This window comes from Nocardia sp. CWNU-33 (assembly GCF_046764895.1).
In the GTDB taxonomy this organism is placed as follows: domain Bacteria; phylum Actinomycetota; class Actinomycetes; order Mycobacteriales; family Mycobacteriaceae; genus Nocardia.
Genome location: NZ_JBKOQN010000052.1, coordinates 1 through 17861, shown reverse-complemented (window position 1 = coordinate 17861; position 17861 = coordinate 1). Strand labels below are relative to the sequence as shown.

At 60.2% G+C, this 17861-nt stretch carries 9 protein-coding genes and 1 pseudogene; 8 read left to right on the top strand and 2 right to left on the bottom strand.

The features are described 5' to 3' along the window. Positions 1 to 142: 142 nt before the first annotated feature. The 4 genes from ACLMAL_RS36530 (at position 143) to istB (ending at position 7646) form a co-directional block, all read left to right on the top strand. Positions 143 to 2464: a CHAT domain-containing protein gene (locus tag ACLMAL_RS36530; RefSeq protein ID WP_412003234.1), complete on the top strand. Its 2322-nt coding sequence runs from the start codon at positions 143 to 145 to the stop codon at positions 2462 to 2464. Positions 2465 to 2980: 516 nt separating this feature from the next. Beyond that, positions 2981 to 4918, top strand: a complete 1938-nt coding sequence (locus tag ACLMAL_RS36525) for a hypothetical protein (protein ID WP_412003233.1) — start codon at positions 2981 to 2983, stop codon at positions 4916 to 4918. A gap of 428 nt (positions 4919 to 5346) precedes the next feature. Beyond that, positions 5347 to 6858, top strand: a complete 1512-nt coding sequence (gene istA, locus ACLMAL_RS36520) for an IS21 family transposase (protein ID WP_412003232.1) — start codon at positions 5347 to 5349, stop codon at positions 6856 to 6858. Then, entirely contained in the window at positions 6858 to 7646 is a 789-nt protein-coding gene (istB, locus tag ACLMAL_RS36515; RefSeq protein WP_412003231.1) for an IS21-like element helper ATPase IstB, read from the top strand. Before istA ends, istB begins: the two co-directional genes overlap by 1 nt. Before the next feature lie 211 nt (positions 7647 to 7857). Here istB and ACLMAL_RS36510 read toward each other — a convergent pair whose 3' ends face one another. After that, positions 7858 to 8418: a hypothetical protein gene (locus tag ACLMAL_RS36510; protein ID WP_412003230.1), complete on the bottom strand. Its 561-nt coding sequence runs from the start codon at positions 8416 to 8418 to the stop codon at positions 7858 to 7860. A 224-nt stretch (positions 8419 to 8642) separates the two neighbouring features. On the opposite strand from ACLMAL_RS36510, the gene ACLMAL_RS36505 reads away from it, so the two are divergent. Both ACLMAL_RS36505 and ACLMAL_RS36500 read left to right on the top strand, forming a co-directional pair. Next, positions 8643 to 11420, top strand: a complete 2778-nt coding sequence (locus ACLMAL_RS36505) for an AAA domain-containing protein (protein WP_412003229.1) — start codon at positions 8643 to 8645, stop codon at positions 11418 to 11420. 504 nt (positions 11421 to 11924) lie between these two features. Further along, positions 11925 to 12083: pseudogene (locus tag ACLMAL_RS36500) on the top strand (serine/threonine protein kinase); the annotation flags it as partial. A gap of 808 nt (positions 12084 to 12891) precedes the next feature. Here ACLMAL_RS36500 and ACLMAL_RS36495 read toward each other — a convergent pair. Then, on the bottom strand, positions 12892 to 13341 hold the full coding sequence (locus ACLMAL_RS36495) for a hypothetical protein (protein WP_412003228.1): 450 nt from the start codon (positions 13339 to 13341) through the stop codon (positions 12892 to 12894). A 153-nt stretch (positions 13342 to 13494) separates the two neighbouring features. Between ACLMAL_RS36495 and ACLMAL_RS36490 the strand changes: the two genes are divergently transcribed. Both ACLMAL_RS36490 and ACLMAL_RS36485 read left to right on the top strand, forming a co-directional pair. Beyond that, positions 13495 to 16737, top strand: coding sequence for an AAA domain-containing protein (locus ACLMAL_RS36490; protein WP_412003227.1), 3243 nt, complete (start codon positions 13495 to 13497; stop codon positions 16735 to 16737). Then, entirely contained in the window at positions 16737 to 17588 is an 852-nt protein-coding gene (locus ACLMAL_RS36485) for a hypothetical protein (protein ID WP_412003226.1), read from the top strand. Before ACLMAL_RS36490 ends, ACLMAL_RS36485 begins: the two co-directional genes overlap by 1 nt. Positions 17589 to 17861 lie beyond the last annotated feature (273 nt).

The following is a 17861-nucleotide window of genomic DNA, read 5'->3' as shown; positions in this document are numbered from 1 at the left end:
TGTTAATTCGCAATTTCTTCGAGGCACAAAAAAGGGAGTGAGGAGGAACGCCCGCTCGTCGGCCGGGTTGAGGAAAATAGAACAGTACCTGCAACAATCGGAGAAACTCACTGTAAACGCGTCCTCAAATTCTGACCTACTGATGGCTGCGTTGAAGCTCGGTATGGCATTCAAGCTCGCCTCTATCAGAGAAGACGCCGACCTGAAGGCGCTCATTAATAGCCGCATGGGACTGATCGAAAATGCGTACCAGGCGAACGATATCGATGAGTCGAAGGACGCCGCCGTGGTCTGCTTCGAAGCCGCTGCAGCCCATTACAAAGAGACCGGCCAAATGACTTTGGCAGCCATATGCTACACGAATGCGGTGAATTCAATACTTTCAAAGGCTAACATCGATGATGATGAACTCATAAAGGCGGCGGAATATCTAGATTTCAGTTTCGAGAACAAAACCCCCGATTCTGTCGAATGGGCATATTCTTTGTATGCTCAAGGTATGATGCACGTAGAGGTATCTGTGCGGCCGTCGATGGATCGAATCGATAGCCTTATAAAAGGCTCTGAAAGCTATCTCCAAAGTATTCGGCTTCTACGAACCCATGAACATAATTTTGCGGTAAGCGCAGCGGGTCAACTCGGACGCACGCTGTTGGAATTGATAGAAGCGATGCAACACAGGCGTATGGGCGAAGCGATACTAGACCATGCGTCAGAGTTTCCGGCTGCTGTCTATCCTAGCAATGCACGTGCAGCGGAGTCGCTTGTTTCAGTGCTCGAAAGCAATCCGGAATCGCTCGGATTCCCCGGCCGCCCGGACTGGTTCAATTACACAACCATGAGCGGTCTGGACGATACGGAGAGGTCGCTACTCGATTCCGCAAGTATGGAGATCGGGTTCGCCTTGGCCGATTCGAACAGATCCAACTGGCATGAAGTCCGATACGCACACTGGTATAGGTCACGAATAAGGTGGGCGGTGCATGCGAGTGAGGCGAATTATGCCGAGCTGATTGCAGCACTCGGCGATTTTGGGGGTGGCATAAACCCATCCCAGTATTTCAATGATGCGTCATTTATTGTACAAGCAGGCAGGTATAACCTGGGCAAAGCGGCCCCGTTGAACGTATTGCGCGCCGCAGTGAATGCTCTGCAGGAAAGCTTGGCGGTTCGAAGCCGAACTCGAAAGGAATTGGTCCTTCGCAGGCAAGCTGCCAAGGCGCGATTCATTGCATGCGAACTATGCGAGCATGGTGCATGGCGCGAAGCAATCGAAGTGCTCGAATCCGTACGAGGTCTTCTCTATAACAGAGCGACAAGCCGGGCTTCGCAGAATTCTGATTCGAATAAACCGCAGCCGACATGGGTGTATATGTCACATTCACCCTCAGCGACATATGTTATCGTTGATCGGGCTGAGTGGGAAGAGCCGCAGGGGATCCGCCTTAAGGAATTAGATGGCAAACGATTGATGCAGTTGACCAGCTCTTTTTCTGACAAAACACCCGGTCTAATCCCTTCGCAGGCTCCCGGAATGTCTCGCCACTTGGCGGCGGCAGTCTCACTGACGTTCGCGTCGCTTCAGTCTCTCACTGACGTGATAGTAAAATTGGTGCCAGCAGATCATGGCATCTGTCTGGTGTTATCCGGCCAGTACGCACATTTGCCCGTATCATCGGCGTTGCTTGACAACGCAAGTCTTGTCATTCCGTTCGTGACCGTAACTCCTGACCGTAAATCGACCGAAGCGGGAACTGATACATGCATCGCCACTGGTATCAAATACAGAGGACTAAGTGCGATGGCACCGCCGGAAGGGGCGGCTCTAAATTTTCCTGATGATGAAATTATTTCGGTCGGCGCTAGCCTGTCGGCCCGAGGCATTGATATCGAAATCACAAATAATGCTACAAGTGAGCAATTTATTTCCGCTTTTAGCTCAGCCTGCATAGTGCACTTTTCCGGCCATTCGACGGTTGATCTTGTGAACCCTCTTAATTCGGCGATAGTTCTGATGGATCGAAATATCGACATCGAGGAAATTTGCGCTACGAACACAGCATCTTCAGCGTTCCTGTGCTTCTTCAGTTCATGCAGCTCGGGACGTCCATCGACGCTAGTCCACGGTGACGAGTACCTCGGTGTGCAGTCCTCGGCATTGTATGCTGGATTCAGATTCTCGATCGGTTCATTGTGGCATGTACGCGACCTGGCAGCTGCGGTGTTCGCGATACGATTCGCGGACGAACTTTCATCAGGAATATCGATCGGCTGCGCTGAATTGTCTGCGGCGATTTGTTCCGCTCAACGCTGGATGAGAGCGGTTACCGCTGATAACCTTAATCAATATTTGGCTGCAAAAGGCCTAAGCTGGAGACCGGCTAGTCCGCCACCGCCGACGTATGCGATATTTTCTGAACCACGCGACTGGGCGGCATTCTATTTGGCTTCGAGAGTCTGGTGATCTACCGAGCCGTGGCTTTCTACGCGGAGCCATCGCACAATCGTTGTGGTGGCTGCGCCAGGATGTGGAAGAGGGCCGCGCATAGGCAGCCGATTAGGCGATATTCACCGAAACCGCGCACGCACCTCGTCTGAAATGGTCGAGCTATCAGCTCGGTCGCTGCCGTCGATATCGTGACCGCCGATCCTTGGCATGCAGCGGACTGTGTGAACACGGTGAACACGGATTGGTACCCCGCGCATGCCTACTAGGCGGTTCGCATCAGCATCGTGATGAATGAGGAAAGAGGTGGAGCCGGTTGCTCGGCACTCATTATGCTGGCGCTGAGTACTGTAGCGTCCGTCATCAGGGGGCTTGTGCGCTAAATCGCTTCTCCGCGATCTGGTTTCTGCCGTTTCTTGCAATGCTATTGTCGACGGTTGTTAATGTTCTGACATGCAGCAAAATCGCGTCGATGATGCCGACTCGAAGTACACGCCGCTTGCGTGGCGTGATCGTATTCAGACCGCTCCGAGTGTGCCGGGTTCCGGTGAGCAGTGGATCGACCTGCTACCGACGTTTCTGGAGGTCATCGTCGGCGCGCAAGATACGGATACGACTGTTGCGGTACCAGGTTTCGATGAGCCCATGTCGGTCTCGGATCTGGCCAAGAAGCTGGGGTCGAGCTTCGTCACTCGTCGTGACCGACGTTTCGTGTTGGCAGATGGCGTCACGCAGTGGCTGCGGTCGAAAGACCCTCAACAGCTCATCCTGCATCTTCATGCACGTGTGCGGCTCGTCGGTGAGCTCCTGTCGATGTTGAAAACGAGTCCGCTGTCGCATGAGGAGCTTCGCGTACTGGCCAACAGCCAGTACGGAATGAATTGGACAGCGCTGGACCAGTTGCGGAGAAGGACGACATGGTTGCGTGCTTCCGGGCACGTCGAGTTGTACGGCGGCAAAGTGCACTTGACCGCGGTAGGCAAGACACTCCTGGACTGGCTTCCGTTGAACGCGCCGGAGCCTCCGAATCTCGAAGTGGAGGTGACGGTCTCGCCAGCGCACCCGGTGATCGGTGAACTTCTCGGCCCGCTACGGGACCAAGATCATCACAGCCGTACGGACGCGAAAAGCCTGTTCCTGCCTAGCCCAGAAGGTGTGGGTCCAGTCGCAGTACTCAGGGATGCGGTAAGCAGTGCGATACCCGAGGCAACCGAAGTCGGTCTGGAAGATCTTCTGCGGCGATACGGGCTAGCGGAGGCATCCGCGCGGCAGGCACGAGCTTCGTTGAAGATGCTCGGACTTATCGAACGAGTCGGTCTCGGGCGTTGGGCCGCCACACCTGCAGCCGCTGCCTGGCTGGACGACGGAGACGACACCGACCTCGTTCGGATTGTCCATGCCAATGTCTGGTTCGTCGGAGAAATTTTGAGCGAACTGCGTGACGGGCCCGCTGACGCTCTAGCGCTATCGGAACGGAGTGCGAACTACAGTCGTGAGGCTATCCGTGTACCCAGCATGCGGACACGATTCGCGTTGCTGCGGGAATGCGGTGTCGTGGACAAGTTCGACCATCAGCGCTATCAGCTCACTCCCGCTGGCAAGGCACTGCTTGCCGATCTCCCGGTCGCCGCGCGAGGTGAAGTCGCGACGCCAACGACCCTCACGGCCGAGCCTCTTCCCGCTGATGAAGATCCTCACGTCTCGTCGCGGCTCGCGGAGGAGTTGATCGACTCTTCACGAGACAGCCGTCATCCGACACGCTTCGAATTGGCTGTGCACGACGCTTTGAGCTTTCTACACCTCCATGTCGAGCACCTGTCCGGACCCACAAGGACAGACGTTGCCGCGACACTGCTTCTACCCGCTTCGAAATTTGTCTTCGCCGTGGAAGCGAAGACTTCCGGCGAGGGACCAGTCTCGGACCGGGAGGTCAGCTTTCAAGGTCTCAGAGAGCACCGAGACAAAATCGATGCGACGATCACGGTTCTTGTCGGACCCGAGTTCCACCGCCGCATCCACGCCGAAGCCGCTGCCGACCCGCACTTGGCAGTTCTGCATGCTCGAACCCTCGCCGACGCGGTACTCATGCATGCTCGGACGCCGTTCTCTCCTACCGAGTTGACAGTCCTTTTCGACACTGAGATCACCGCCGATCAACGCGACAAAGAACTGCGGCACCAACATGACGAACACCTGCAGCTGATGACGATTCTCAAAGCCGTCGTCACCCAACTCGACCTGGAGATGCACGACGAATCTCCCATGTACGACGGAGGATGGCTGGGTCCCAACGAACTTCGCCGCGACCTACGAAAACTCGCTGTCCCGCACGAGAGGATCGTCGAAGCACTGCAACTGCTCGCCTCACCGTTCATAAGGGTCGTTGAGGGACACAAGGGACGCTATCGGTTGATCGGCCCCGCGCACCTTCTCACCGCACGGTTACAGGCAGTTATCGAACATCTCCAATAGCGAACACGAGGCCGAATGCCCACCCAGATCGCTAGACGCCGTCCCGCGACGTCACACATCGAGCAAACCAGCCCAAGCTGTCATGCGCGGTGGATTCATGCGTCAGCAAAACGCCAGTCACCGATGCTTCGCTGTCTAATCGGACAGTTCAGGCTGGGGTCTCACCTGCCGAAGGCCTACCGGTCTGATCCGAATCGCTGGCCCTTCGACCGTCAGTGAGTTCGGGTTGTGGCACGTTAGGCCCACTTCGGAGATCAGGCTCGGCGGAAACGTCGGGCCTGATTTGTGTCGCGGCGTGACAGCGGCCAGTGAATACTCCCCATTGGCGGCCATTTAGAGCCCCGTTGGCGGCCAATGAGTTCCCCGTTGGTGGCCAGATATCTCCCCGGTGATTTGTCCGGGTTGCCGTGCGTGAAGGCTCGTGCGGCGTGAAGAGTAGTAGGGAGATCATGGAGATCCTCGAGGCATTCGACCTCACGGGTTCCTATCGGGCAGCCGCTGAGCTAGCCGGGTGTGACCACCACACGGTGGCGCGGTATGTAGCGTTACGGGAGGCGGGACAGAGCCCGGTCGCGCGGGAGCATCGGGCTCGTCCGATTGATGAGTATTTGCCGAAAATCGAAGAGCTGGTTGTTCGTTCGAGCGGCAAGATCCGTGCCGATGTGGTGCATCGGCGGATCACCGCCATGGGATTCACCGGCGCGGAACGCACCACCCGCCGGGTCGTGGCGCAGGTCAAACAGCGGCTGCGTGAAGGCCAACGCCGGGTATTCCGGCCTTGGATCGCCGAGCCGGGGTTGTGGTTGCAGTGGGATTGGGGTCACGGCCCGGTCGTGGGCGGCCGTCAGACCCAGTTGTGGTGCGCGTGGCTGGCATGGTCGCGGTTTCGGGTGGTGATCCCGGTGATGGACAAGACGTTGCCGACGGTCGTGGCTTGCTTGGATGCGACGCTGCGCAGCATCGGCGGGGTCCCGACCTATGCGTTGACCGACAACGAGACAACGGTGTCGGTCGACCATGTCGCGAATATCGCGGTCCGCCATCCCGAAATCGTCGAAGTCAGACGCCATTACGGGATGACGATCCGCACCTGCGTCCCAGCCGATCCGCAAACCAAAGGCGGATCCGAGGCAACGGTGCGCATTGCCAAAGCAGATCTGGTGCCGACCGCGACGAATCTGCTCGACCAGTATCGGACCTTCGGGGAGTTGGAGGCCGCATGCCGGGCATTCTGCGACGAGGTCAACGACCGTGAGCATCGCGAAACGCAGCGGCGACCGGTCGAAGCCCTGGCCGAGGAACGGACCCGGCTGCATCCGCTGCCCTCGGCTCCGTTCACCGTCGCGTTCGGCACCACCCGGCGAGTGAACTGGGATTCGACGGTTTCTGTTGAGGGAGTACGATATTCGGTTCCGCATACCCTTGCCGACACCCGGGTCTGGGTCCGTTTCCATGGTGATGAGTTGATCGTCACCTCGGTCGGTGACCACGGCCCGGTCGAGGTCGCCCGGCATGCCCGCTCGACACCGGGTAATCCCTCGATCACCGACGAGCACTACCCGCCGCGCCCGGATCACCACGGGGAACGCGTTCCTCGCGCCACCAGCTCCGAAGAGGTCGCGTTCCTGACGTTGGGTCCCGGCGCCGCAGCATGGCTGGTCGAGGCCGCCGCGGCCGGAACCCGGCGGATCCGCTCGAAGATGGCCGAAGCGGTCACTCTCGCCAAACTGCACCCGACCGATGAGGTCGACCGCGCACTCGGAATCGCCGCCATTGCAGGGCGTTTCGCCGAGAACGACCTGCTGCGCATCCTGACCCACAACATCGGCCGCGACACCACCGAGCCGACCCGCGCCGGCGAGGACCACAGCCTGCAACCCGGAACCTCGGCCTGGTCCCGATTCGGCCTGCCCACCACCGACCCCGAAAGCGATCACTGATGACCGCCCCACTGCGCGTTGCCGGTTCCCACGGCGACCCCCTCGCCGAAGCCATCACGTTGACCAAACGACTGAAGCTGCCCCACCTTCGGCGCGCGTTGACCGATCTGATCCCGACCGCGAAAGCCCAACGCTGGGATCCCGCCGAGGTCGTGCGTGTTCTGCTCGCCGAAGAAGCCGCTGGCCGCGACGCGGCGAATCTGCGGACCCGCCGCAAACGCGCCGCGTTCCCCGCCGGGAAGACCTTCGGTGACTGGGACGAGGCCGCGTCCTCGATCCCGCGCCCCACCCAGGACTCGCTGAAAACCTTGGAATGGGTGCGCAACAAGGAAAACCTCTGCATCTGCGGACCGTCGGGGACGGGGAAGAGCCATTTCTGCGAAGCCCTCGGACAAGCCGCCGTCGAAGCAGGATTGACCGTCGCCTGGTTCACCATCGAGGACCTCGGTGTCCTGGTCCGCCGCCACCGCGTTGATGACTCCATCACCCGCGCGATGACCCGGCTGATCCGAACCGACCTCATCATCGTCGACGATATCGGGCTGCTACCTGTCAGTCCCGATGCCGCCGAAGGGTTTTACCGACTTGTCGATGCCGCCTACGAGCGACGAGCTATGGCGGTCAGCTCGAATCTGCACCCTTCTGGTTTCGACGAGATCATGCCCAAAACTTTGGCCACCGCGACCGTCGACAGACTGCTGCATCACGCACACGTCGTCGTCACCCAAGGCGACAGCTTCCGGCTCGCTCAAGCGACCTCGGGGCAGGGGGTGAGGCCCTTGCGCTGACCCACCCTCGATTGGGGAGATAACTGGCCATGGGGACATAACTGACCGCCGTTGGGGACATCTAAATGTCCGCCAGCGGGGACAACATCTGGCCGCCTATGGAGCGTTCGAACTGGCCGTTGACAGCGGCGGAACGGCTTTCGCCGAGTCTGGGGGCGCCGCGGGTGGTGGATCTGATTGCCCGGGGTCGGCGAGGTATCCGTGCGCGAGCTCAGACTCCCCTCCAGTTGTCCCTGGCGGCGTTCAGTTCCTGTTGCAGAGTGTGGTCGGCTCCCGAAACATCAGGATGCAAGCACCGGGTGAGTGCTTTGAAGACGGAATCTCGCAGGTCCGGGGGTAGAGCATCGAATAGGATGTCCGCCCAGTTCCCTGAGGCCGACGATTGCGTTGTCTGGATTCGCAGTCGATCGGCCAGCTCATCGCGTTCTTCTTCGAGTTGCGTGATCTGCTGCCGCATCCAGTTGGCGGCAGTTTCCAGGGCCCGGCACTTCTGCTCCAAGATCTCGACCTGATCGGAACTGCGTGTGTCGGGATGGGGTGTGTTGAGAGTGCCGGGTTTGGTGACGAGTGCGCCGAGCCCCTCGAATGTCTCGCATACAGCTGCCATAGTGCGGGTGTTGGCGCCGATCCGCCAGTGGCGTTCGGCCGGCTCGTATCGGCGGTCGGCCGAGGGAACCACGTGCTTCATCGCATCGAGCAGTTCGTTGTCCCGGTCGCTGAAGGTGACTGTCCACGCGCCGTCCACTCCCTCGACTGTGACGCTTGCTCGCATCGGCCCCTCCTGTTCCGATCGGATCCAACCCTGCTCGACAGTAGTGGGAATGCGTGAATTGTCCTTGCTGGCCGCCTCTTTCACTGTGTGGAGCGGGCGCGATGGGGCGGGCAGGCCGACCGTGTGCAGGTCTCGGTGCGCCGAATGTCAAGTGCCTCAATCGAAGACGGTAGAGAACCGCGAACTGTAGAATTTCGACCTGAGCGGCGGAAACAGGGGGTTCGATGCTTGATCCACGGGGTGTTGCGGTTGTCATCCGTCGCAGAGCCGGCGGGGTGCCGGTGGACAAGACGCTGGAGATCAGCTTTCTGGAGCAGGGGTCGGCCGTTGTTCGTGTGCGATTCGGGCAGCCCAAGGAGTACACGTTCGGGTGGGATCTGGTGACGATTCTCGAACGGCCGGAACGGATGCCGCCGGGGGCGCGATTGCTGGTCGACGGGGATGTGGTGGAGGCGGCCGAGGGGTACCTGTTCACCGGGCCGGGGGCAGGCCAGGGTTGGTGGCATGTGCTGACCAATCGGCGCGGGTGGGAGGCATACAGCGCTGATCGTGTGGTGGTTGCGCCCAATGCGACCATTGGTGCCGGTTCGCATGCGGTGCTGGGGTATTGGCGCACGGTTGTGGAGCAGATGAGTGGGGACGCTGCGCGGGTATTGCAGCGGAATCATCAGCGTCTGAATTTTATTCACGCGGAATCCGCGTTGGCGCGGATTCTCGGGCGGGCACCGATCGAGCCGCTGGCGGAGGAGGCGATGCCGTTGGCGCTGTATCCGTTCCGGACCAATATCAGTCAGAGCGCGGCGGTGGACAATGCGATGCGGTATCCGATTTCGGTGATCGACGGACCGCCGGGAACGGGGAAGACGCAGACGATTCTCAATATCGTCGCGTCGGTGATCTGCCGACCAGGGGCGACGGTTGGGGTGGTGTCGTTCAGCAATTCCGCCGTCGACAATGTCTTCGAGAAGCTGACCCGGGAAGGCTTCGGGATGGTGGCAGCGAACCTGGGGAGCGCTGGCAAGCGGGAGGGGTTCTTCGACACACAGGGGCCGCGCAACGCTGCGGTCGATGCGCTGGTGGGGGCAGGGCCGGTAGCGGAAGCGAAGGCAGCCGACCGGCTCCGCAAGGTGAATCGGCAACTGGACGACCTATTGAAGCAGGATCGGCGGCGCGCGGAATTGCAGCAGCAGTTGCACGGATTCCGTCTGGAGCAGCGGCATTTCGAGTCGTTCTTCGAGCGGGGGGAGGTGCCCGGCGTCAATGAACTGCCGCTGCTGCGGCGATACCGCGCGGACAAACTCCTGGCATTCATCGAGGACACCGACCCCCGCTGGATTCGAGACGGCAGCTGGGGCCGGATGACCGATATCGTGCAGCGCTATTTCAAGTACCGGGCGCTGCGCCAGGTGGATGCTGGGGATGCCGATGTCATCTTGCGGATCGAACGCCTCTACTACCAGAAGCGGATCGCCGAACTCGAACAGCAGGTCGGCAAGCTGGGTAACGCCTTGGCGGGCAAGAAGTTCGAGGATCTGCTGGCTGAGCAAGCGCGGTTGTCCCAGCAGCTGCTGCGGGATTCGCTGTGCACCCGGTACGGCTCGATGGGCCGCAGCGTGTACCGCAAGGGGTATCAGCGGCGGTTCGAGCAGTTCGCTCAGGACTATCCGTTGATATTGAGCACCTGTCATTCCCTGCAGAACAGCGTCGGAGCCGCGACGCTACTGGACTACCTGATCATCGACGAGGCATCGCAGGTGGATCTGGTGACGGTCGCGCCGGTGCTGGCCTGTGCACGAAATCTCATCGTGGTCGGCGATCTGGAGCAGCTCCCACCGGTCACGAAGGAACTCGCAGGTGTGCCCTCGGCGCCCGATCCGATCTTCGACTATCGAAACAGTGTGCTGTCCGCGATCATCAACTGTTTCGGCGATCCAATCCGCCGCACGATGTTGCGCGAACACTACCGGTGCGATCCGGACATCATCGAATTCTGCAATCGAAAGTTCTACGGCCGCAAGCTAATTCCGTACACTTCCAGCGAAACGAAATTCGCGCCGATGACCGTGGTGCGGACCTCGCCCGGCAATCATATGCGCTATCTCCGCGGTGACGACAGCCCGGCGACGAGGGGGCGCAGCAATCAACGCGAGATCGACGTGATCCAGCGCGAGGTCATCCCCTGGATATCCGCCGACATCGCACTGGACGATATCGGGGTCACCACGCCCTACCGTCGGCAGGCCGACAAGGTCACGGATGCGCTGATCGACTCCATCGAAGCCGATACCGTGCACAAATTCCAGGGCCGGGAGAAGGACGCCATCATCATGACGACGGTGCTGGACAACACCAAGAGCAGCCGGGCAGCACTGCAGTTCGCCGACGACCCCAAATTGATCAATGTGGCGGTATCCCGCGCAGTCCGGTTGTTCGTCCTAGTCACGCACCCGTCGGAGCTACCGGCGAGCCGCCATCTACGCGATCTGATCGGCTACATCCGATACCGCGATCCCGACAATGCCGTGGTCGACAGCGACGTAGTGTCGATCTTCGATCTCCTCTACACCGCGCAAGACAAACGCCGTCGCAAACACCCGCGTATTGGTTGGGGCCGCACCGAATTCCCTTCGGAGGACATCGCTCTGACCCTGCTGGAAGAGATCCTCACCGACCCCGCGTACCGTCACCTGGCCATACACCGGCAGGTCCCCCTGCAGCATGTGTTCCCACGCGATCGTGCCCGCCTGACCGATAGACAGCGCGAATTCATCAGGAACCGTTCGACTTTCGATTTCGTCATCTACAACCAGATCACCAATGCAAACATCTGCGCAGTGGAAGTGGACGGCTTCTATCCCCACGAGGGCGATCCAGAGCAGCGCGAGCGCGATGCCCTGAAAAACGACATATGCCAACGCTTTTCCTTCCCAATCGTCCGGTTGGCAACCACCGGAAGCAATGAAGCAGCTCGGGTCGGGTACTTCCTCGAGCGTCTATCCTGACCCCCGTAGCAGGGGTGGTGGCGGGTCGTCGGTCATTGGGCACCACCGTCCGCGACCAGAAGAGCACCCACGGCCCGGATCATGATGTCCGGCCCGTCGACCAGCACCACGCGGTTCGTATGCTGGTCCGTCAGGTCCACTGAATAACGAAGCCGCAGGTCATCGACCTGTGGCTTCGCTATTGTGTGGCATTGCACGAACACGACGCATACTCGTAGCCGATGATCGAATGTTCAGACGAGTGCGACGGAAGTACAGAATCCCAGGGCTCTAGTTGCCCGGATAAGTGAGCTCCGTGACGAACCTTCCTCCAGAGGGTGCGGGCGTCATCTGCAGGGGCATGGCCGTTGATCCACTCGATGTGCTCGAGGATGAAGATGTTCGACGAACGCGTTCGGTCGCAGTCCGGCATGCTTGGCGCCAGGCCGCAATTGGGTGGCTGAGCTCAGGTTGGGAGAGGTGTTCGCCGGACATCGGGTCGAGCGGGTGCTTGGTCGGGGCGGGATGGGCGCGGTATATCTGGCGCAGCATCCACGCCTGCCCCGGCAGGTGGCATCGAAACTGCTGAACCCGGAATTGTTTGGCGACGCCGAGATTCGCGCCCGGTTCGAACGCGAGGCCGATCTCGCCGCCCGACTCGAGCATCCCAACATCGTCAGTGTGAACCGTCCCCACTTTCCGGCCGGCCCAAAGCGGCCGGAAAGTCGGGGTGGTTCAAAGATGTTTCTACCCAGCTCAGAGTCATATTTGGTTGTGTTCGCCCAGGTCGCGTGAAACGGCCGAGAAATCACTCAGATCTACGAGAGCAGTTGTCGGTTCGGGTAGTACTCCTTGATGTAGCGAGCGACGACCCCACGAGTGGTGCGCACCAAACCCGGGGCGATTCAGACTGCCGGACTGGGCGGCTAGCACGAGCTCGTCCCAGGTTTGGATGTTGAGTCTGAGGGAGTGCGGGCCAACGTAGAACGACGGGGTCATCGTTGAGATCCTGCCTTGAGGTGATGCACAACGGAGCGAGTTCACGGCGGCGGGCACCGATAGCCAGGGGGTTCGCGTCAGCACCAAGCCGAACACGGCCAGAGCGCGAACGTACATCGAAGCAAACCTCAGCGCTGGCCGACGCTGTGTGTTCAGCGTCTTGACATAAGGCGGAGCAGATCGACGCCTCAGCGTCGTATGTTTCTGTACGAGTTGATATTTGGGTCGATCTTCAGTCATACTGTCGGACTCGGAAGAATCCGGGTGACTGCGGGGAGCTGTGTGCAGTCTTGTGCAGGTTGTATTTCCTCACAGGGAGGTGCTGTCCGTGACGGGTCAGCTGCAGGATCTCGCAGAAGTGTTACAGAGTAAGGCCGAGGAATGGGCCAAGGAGCTCATTCAGCTCGATGCTCGGAATAGTTTGCTGAATTTCAAGCTCGCGAAGACAGTGTCCCTGGATCTTGCGTTTAGTCCTGAAAGCGCTGTGGTGCAACTACTCTCGGGTTCGTCGACCAGGTTGGGTGAGTTGTTTGTCGGTGACCAGACCTACCGTGACGCGTGCACCCGGACGCGCGGTTTGGTTCGAAGGATCCGAGGCTTCAGTGAGGAGCAGGGGGTCGATGTCGGCCGCTTGGTCTATGGACGGGTAGTCAGCGACGGGGCCAAACGAGGTGGCCTTCGCGCGCCTACTGTGCTGCGTGCACCGCTTCTGCTTTATCAGGTCGGTGTCCAGGCGCGTACGGCAGCGGAGAACGATTTCTTGTTGCAGGTGACCCTTGAGCCGGAGCTGAATCCGGTTCTGCGGCACTGCCTGCAGCGCGAGTATGGCGTGGAGCTCGATGTCGGTGAGCTCGATGAACTGGTACGTCGTGCTGATGAGTGCAGTCCGCAGGCTCTCGTCGACCGGGTATTCGGTGTCATCGCTGATGCTGCGGGCAGGCAAGGGGTTGTCCTCGAGCTCGAACCGATGACCGCTGTCGGGATCTGCAACTATACGAAACTGCCGATGGTGGACGATTTGATGTCGGCGGGGAAATTACTCGCGGAGCATGATCTCGTCATGGCGCTGGCTGGTTGTCCGCCACACAGTTTAGACTTGGGTGTTGGCGGGGTGTACGCGCCCTCGCCTCCTGACGACATCTCGCCGCGCAACGATTTCCTTGTGCTGGACGCGGATTCATCGCAGTACCGGGCGATTGCGACAGCTTTGGCTGATCGACATGTTGTCATCGACGGGCCGCCCGGCACCGGTAAGAGCCAAACCATCGCCAACATCATCGCTGTAGGTGCGGCGGCTGGCCTGAAGATTCTTTTCGTTGCGGAGAAACGTGCAGCCATCGAGGCGGTCACCAATCGACTCACCGACATCGGCCTCGGGGCATTGGTGCTCGATCTGCACCAATCCAAGATCAGCAGCCGCGCGGTCGCGACGCAGCTGGCCGAGAGCTTCGAGCAACTGGTCCGGATTCGCCCGGTAGGCGGTGACGCTCTGGACCTAGCGGTAGAACAGAACCGACGGCGGCTCAATGACTATGTGTACGCATTGCACAGTCGCCGTGATCCGTGGCGGATGAGCGCCTATCAGGTCCGGGAGAATCTTGTCGGATCCGGCGATGATGTCACGACGGCACTTCGTTTGCGCAACCTAGCGCAGTTCACTCCTGAGGTTCGTCACGGGGTCGAAGAAGATCTGCGGGAGCTCGTGGCCAATGGTGGTCTGCGTCTGCTTCGGCGGGAGTCCCCATGGTGGAAGGCACGTGTCTCGACGGTCGAGGATGCGCGAGCGGTGCTGGCACGGCTGGATGAGGTCACCGCGCGCACATTGAGGACCAGTCAGGCGAGCATGCGCGAGCTGGTTACTGGCGTGGGGTTGCCGGAGCCCCGTGATTTCCAGGGCTGGGATCGGGCCCTCAATCTACTGAACGCGATGTCGGAAAGCGCTGCGGCGCTGGGTCCCGACATCTTCCACCGTCCGCTCGCTGAGTATCAGATCGCGACAATGCGGTGGCGTGACCGCCTCGGTAAGGAGCCCAAGGTCGGGTGGCGACGCCGATCTGCCCTTGTCAAAGAACTCCGATCGAACTCGGCAGAGATCACCGACAAGGCTCGCCTGCACACCGAGGTCACCAAGGTGATGAGCGAACTCAAAGAATGGCGCCTCATGTCTGGGGTCCAGGCAGGGCCCGGCGGGATAGGTGATTTCCGCGGCGTCGGTCAGCAGTATTCGCAGTTGCGGGATCAACTGGCCGCAATCGCGATGTGCGCCAACGTATCTCTGGAACAACAACCGATCGATCACATCGACCGGGAACTGCAGGTTTTGGCCGGTGACCGCAACATGGTTCCGTACCTCCCCGATTTGAACGCCCGGCTCGCCCGGCTCCGAAACGTTGGCCTGGAGTCACTGCTCAACGAGATCGCTACCCGCGATACCGATCCCGAACAATCCGTCGCGTTGTTCCGACATGCGCTGATGTGGTCATTGGAGGAAGAGTTCATGCTCACCTCCCAACCGCTGCGCGAGTTCCGAGCAGACTCGCACAACCAGATATCGGATCGGTTCCGCGAGTCCGATCAGCAACACCGAGACCTCGCAGTGCGACGGGTCCTACGTGAGGTTGCAGAGGCCGCTCAGAAAGTGAGCACGAATTACCCCACGGAATACAGTTTGTTGAAGAGCGAGGCGAAGAAGAAGAGGGGCCATCGGCCGATTCGTAAGCTGGTAGCCGAGGCTCCGAATGTGATGCTCGCCGTGCGACCGTGCTGGGCCATGTCACCGCTGGTGGTCAGCCAAGCTCTTCCGCCCGAACAGCTTTTCGATCTTGTCATCTTCGACGAGGCCAGCCAAGTGCAGCCACACGACGCGATCACATCGATCATGCGCGGGCGCCGCCTTGTCGTGGCGGGCGACGACAAGCAACTTCCGCCGACGACATTCTTCGATCGCGGCGACACCGACGAGGTTGAGTCCGATGAGGACAGCGTCGTACTACGCGACTACGAGTCGATCCTGACCACATTGCAGCCACTTATCCCCAACCGCTGTCGCCTGCAATGGCACTACCGGAGCCAGGACGAGCGGTTGATCCGGTTCTCGAACGAAGAGATATACAACGGCGAACTGGTGACTTTCCCAGGGGCCCGTATCGACACTCCGGTGCGGCTCGAGGTAGTCGACGGCCGGGTCCAGCCTGGTGAACGTGGATCCGCCGACGCCGAAGTCACACGGGTCGTGGAGCTGGTCATCGAGCACGCCGACAACCGACCTCACGAAAGTCTGGGGGTTATCACCCTGGGTGCCACACACCAGAAGAAGCTGGACGGGGCGCTACGCCGGGCACGCGAAGACCGGCCCGACCTCGATGTATTCTTCGCCGACGACCGAGGACCGACCAAACGTTTCTTCATCAAAAATATCGAAACCGTGCAAGGAGACGAACGCGACGCGATCATCCTCAGTATTGGCGTCGCCAAGAACACCACCGGAGGAATCCAGAGGCAGGGTTTCGCCGTGTTGAACCAGGAAGGGACCGAGCGGCGTGTCAACGTCGCTGTCACGCGTGCCAAGCGACGAATGACCGTTGTCAGTTCGTTCCCGCCGGGAGCACTGGCACCCGACACAAGGGTGACAGGTACCGAAGTGTTGCGCCGGTACCTGGAAGCCGCAAGCCTCGAGGGAATGACCGCCCCTGTCGGTCGGCAGATCGCGGCCAATCTCAACGGCTTCGAACAGGCAATCCTCGATGGTCTGACCACCCACGGCATAGACGTCATACCGCAGTGGGGAGTGTCGGACCATCGCATCGATTTCGCCCTCGCCCATCCCAACGAGCCGGGCCGCATGGTCCTCGCCGTCGAAGCCGACGGCGACAGCTACCACCGGACAGCCAGCGCCCGAGATAGAGATCGGCTGCGCCAAGAGCACCTCGAACGACTGGGCTGGCAGTTTCACCGGGTCTGGGCATCGGCTTGGTTTTCCGACTCGCAGCAGGAACTGACACGCATCATCACAGCGTGGAAACAAGCAGTCCAGCGCTCCGACACCGAGCCAACCACAGCCGAATCAGCTCGCTCACTTCCCGTGTTCACCAGTGAGGCCCAACCGACCCTCGCGCGTCCCGACATCCAACCGGGGCAACCGATCGGTGCATATGCCCATGCTCAACTGGTGGCGATATTCCTATGGCGCATGTCGGACGGACTACTGATGGATCAGGAGGAACGGACACGGCAGATCCGAACAGATCTCGGGTTCAAACGCCGCGGCCGCAAGATCGACGCAGCACTGCAAAGAGCGCTCGACGAAGCGCAGCGGATACGAGACAAGGACGAACGCTGATGGCCACCATCGACCCGAAAACCGTGGAACGGCTGGCACGGATCATCGTTGATCTCGACGGGCCCTACGCGAGAACCGGTCGCCAGCTGGAAGTTCTCCTCACGCACTCCGGCTGGCACAATCCTCCCGAATACGATGGAACGCCGCGGATTCCATGGCTCATCGAGCAGCTGGAAGAACGCGAAGACCAAGCCCGTGACCTCGAACGTTTGCTGTGCCGGGTGTGTGATCCACTGGAATACGACGACGGTGCCAGCGCAGCACGGGTCTTCCGCGACGCCATCAACGTGGTCCTCGAAGCCGAAGGTCTCGTTGTCCTCGACACCGGTGGCCGCCCAGTGATCGCTGAACTCAGTGCCCAAGGAACCGGTCCGACCAACGCCGAACCACATGACCTTGACGCGCGAGTGCGTCGCCTGATCGCGCACCCGCAAACCTCGGAGATGCTCATCAAACGTGCCGGCGAAGCCAGAATCTGCCAACACAGTGGCGCCTACACAATGGCAGTCATCGCGATCGGAAGTCTCGTTGAGGGAATGCTGCTGACAATGTTGACCGAACGCGACGATCGCTGCCGCAACCATCGATTCGTCGACCGCGACGGAAAATTCGTCACGAACCGGCAGCCGAACCTCGCATCACTGATCGACACTGCTCATGCATGCGGATGGATACAGCTCGATGCCAAGACCTTTATGCACAGCGTCCGCAACTTCCGCAACTACATACATCCCGGCAAGGAGTTGGCGGACAACCCGGACTTCGACAACGACAGCGTCGGATTGTGTTGGGCACCTCTGCAAGCAATGCTCAACGACCTCGAGCAGAAGTTTGAAATGGAGGGGGTCTGATCGAAAGATACATACGCGCACGAGACGGGATCTGATCTCTTTGTTTGCGTGGCAGCGAGCCTGGCTTGGTGTCGAAGTCTGAGTGGCACCGCTGTGAAGCAGGTGACCCGGTCGCCAGGAGGCACGCTGACCCATCAAGCGTCGGTCGGGACTGCTGCACGGATAGGTGACAACCGAGTTGGCTTGCCCCTCGGGCAGGCTGAAAGGATGTCATCGTGCCCAAGCCCTATCCCCGCGAGTTCCGCGACGATGTCGTGCGCGTCGCCCGCAACC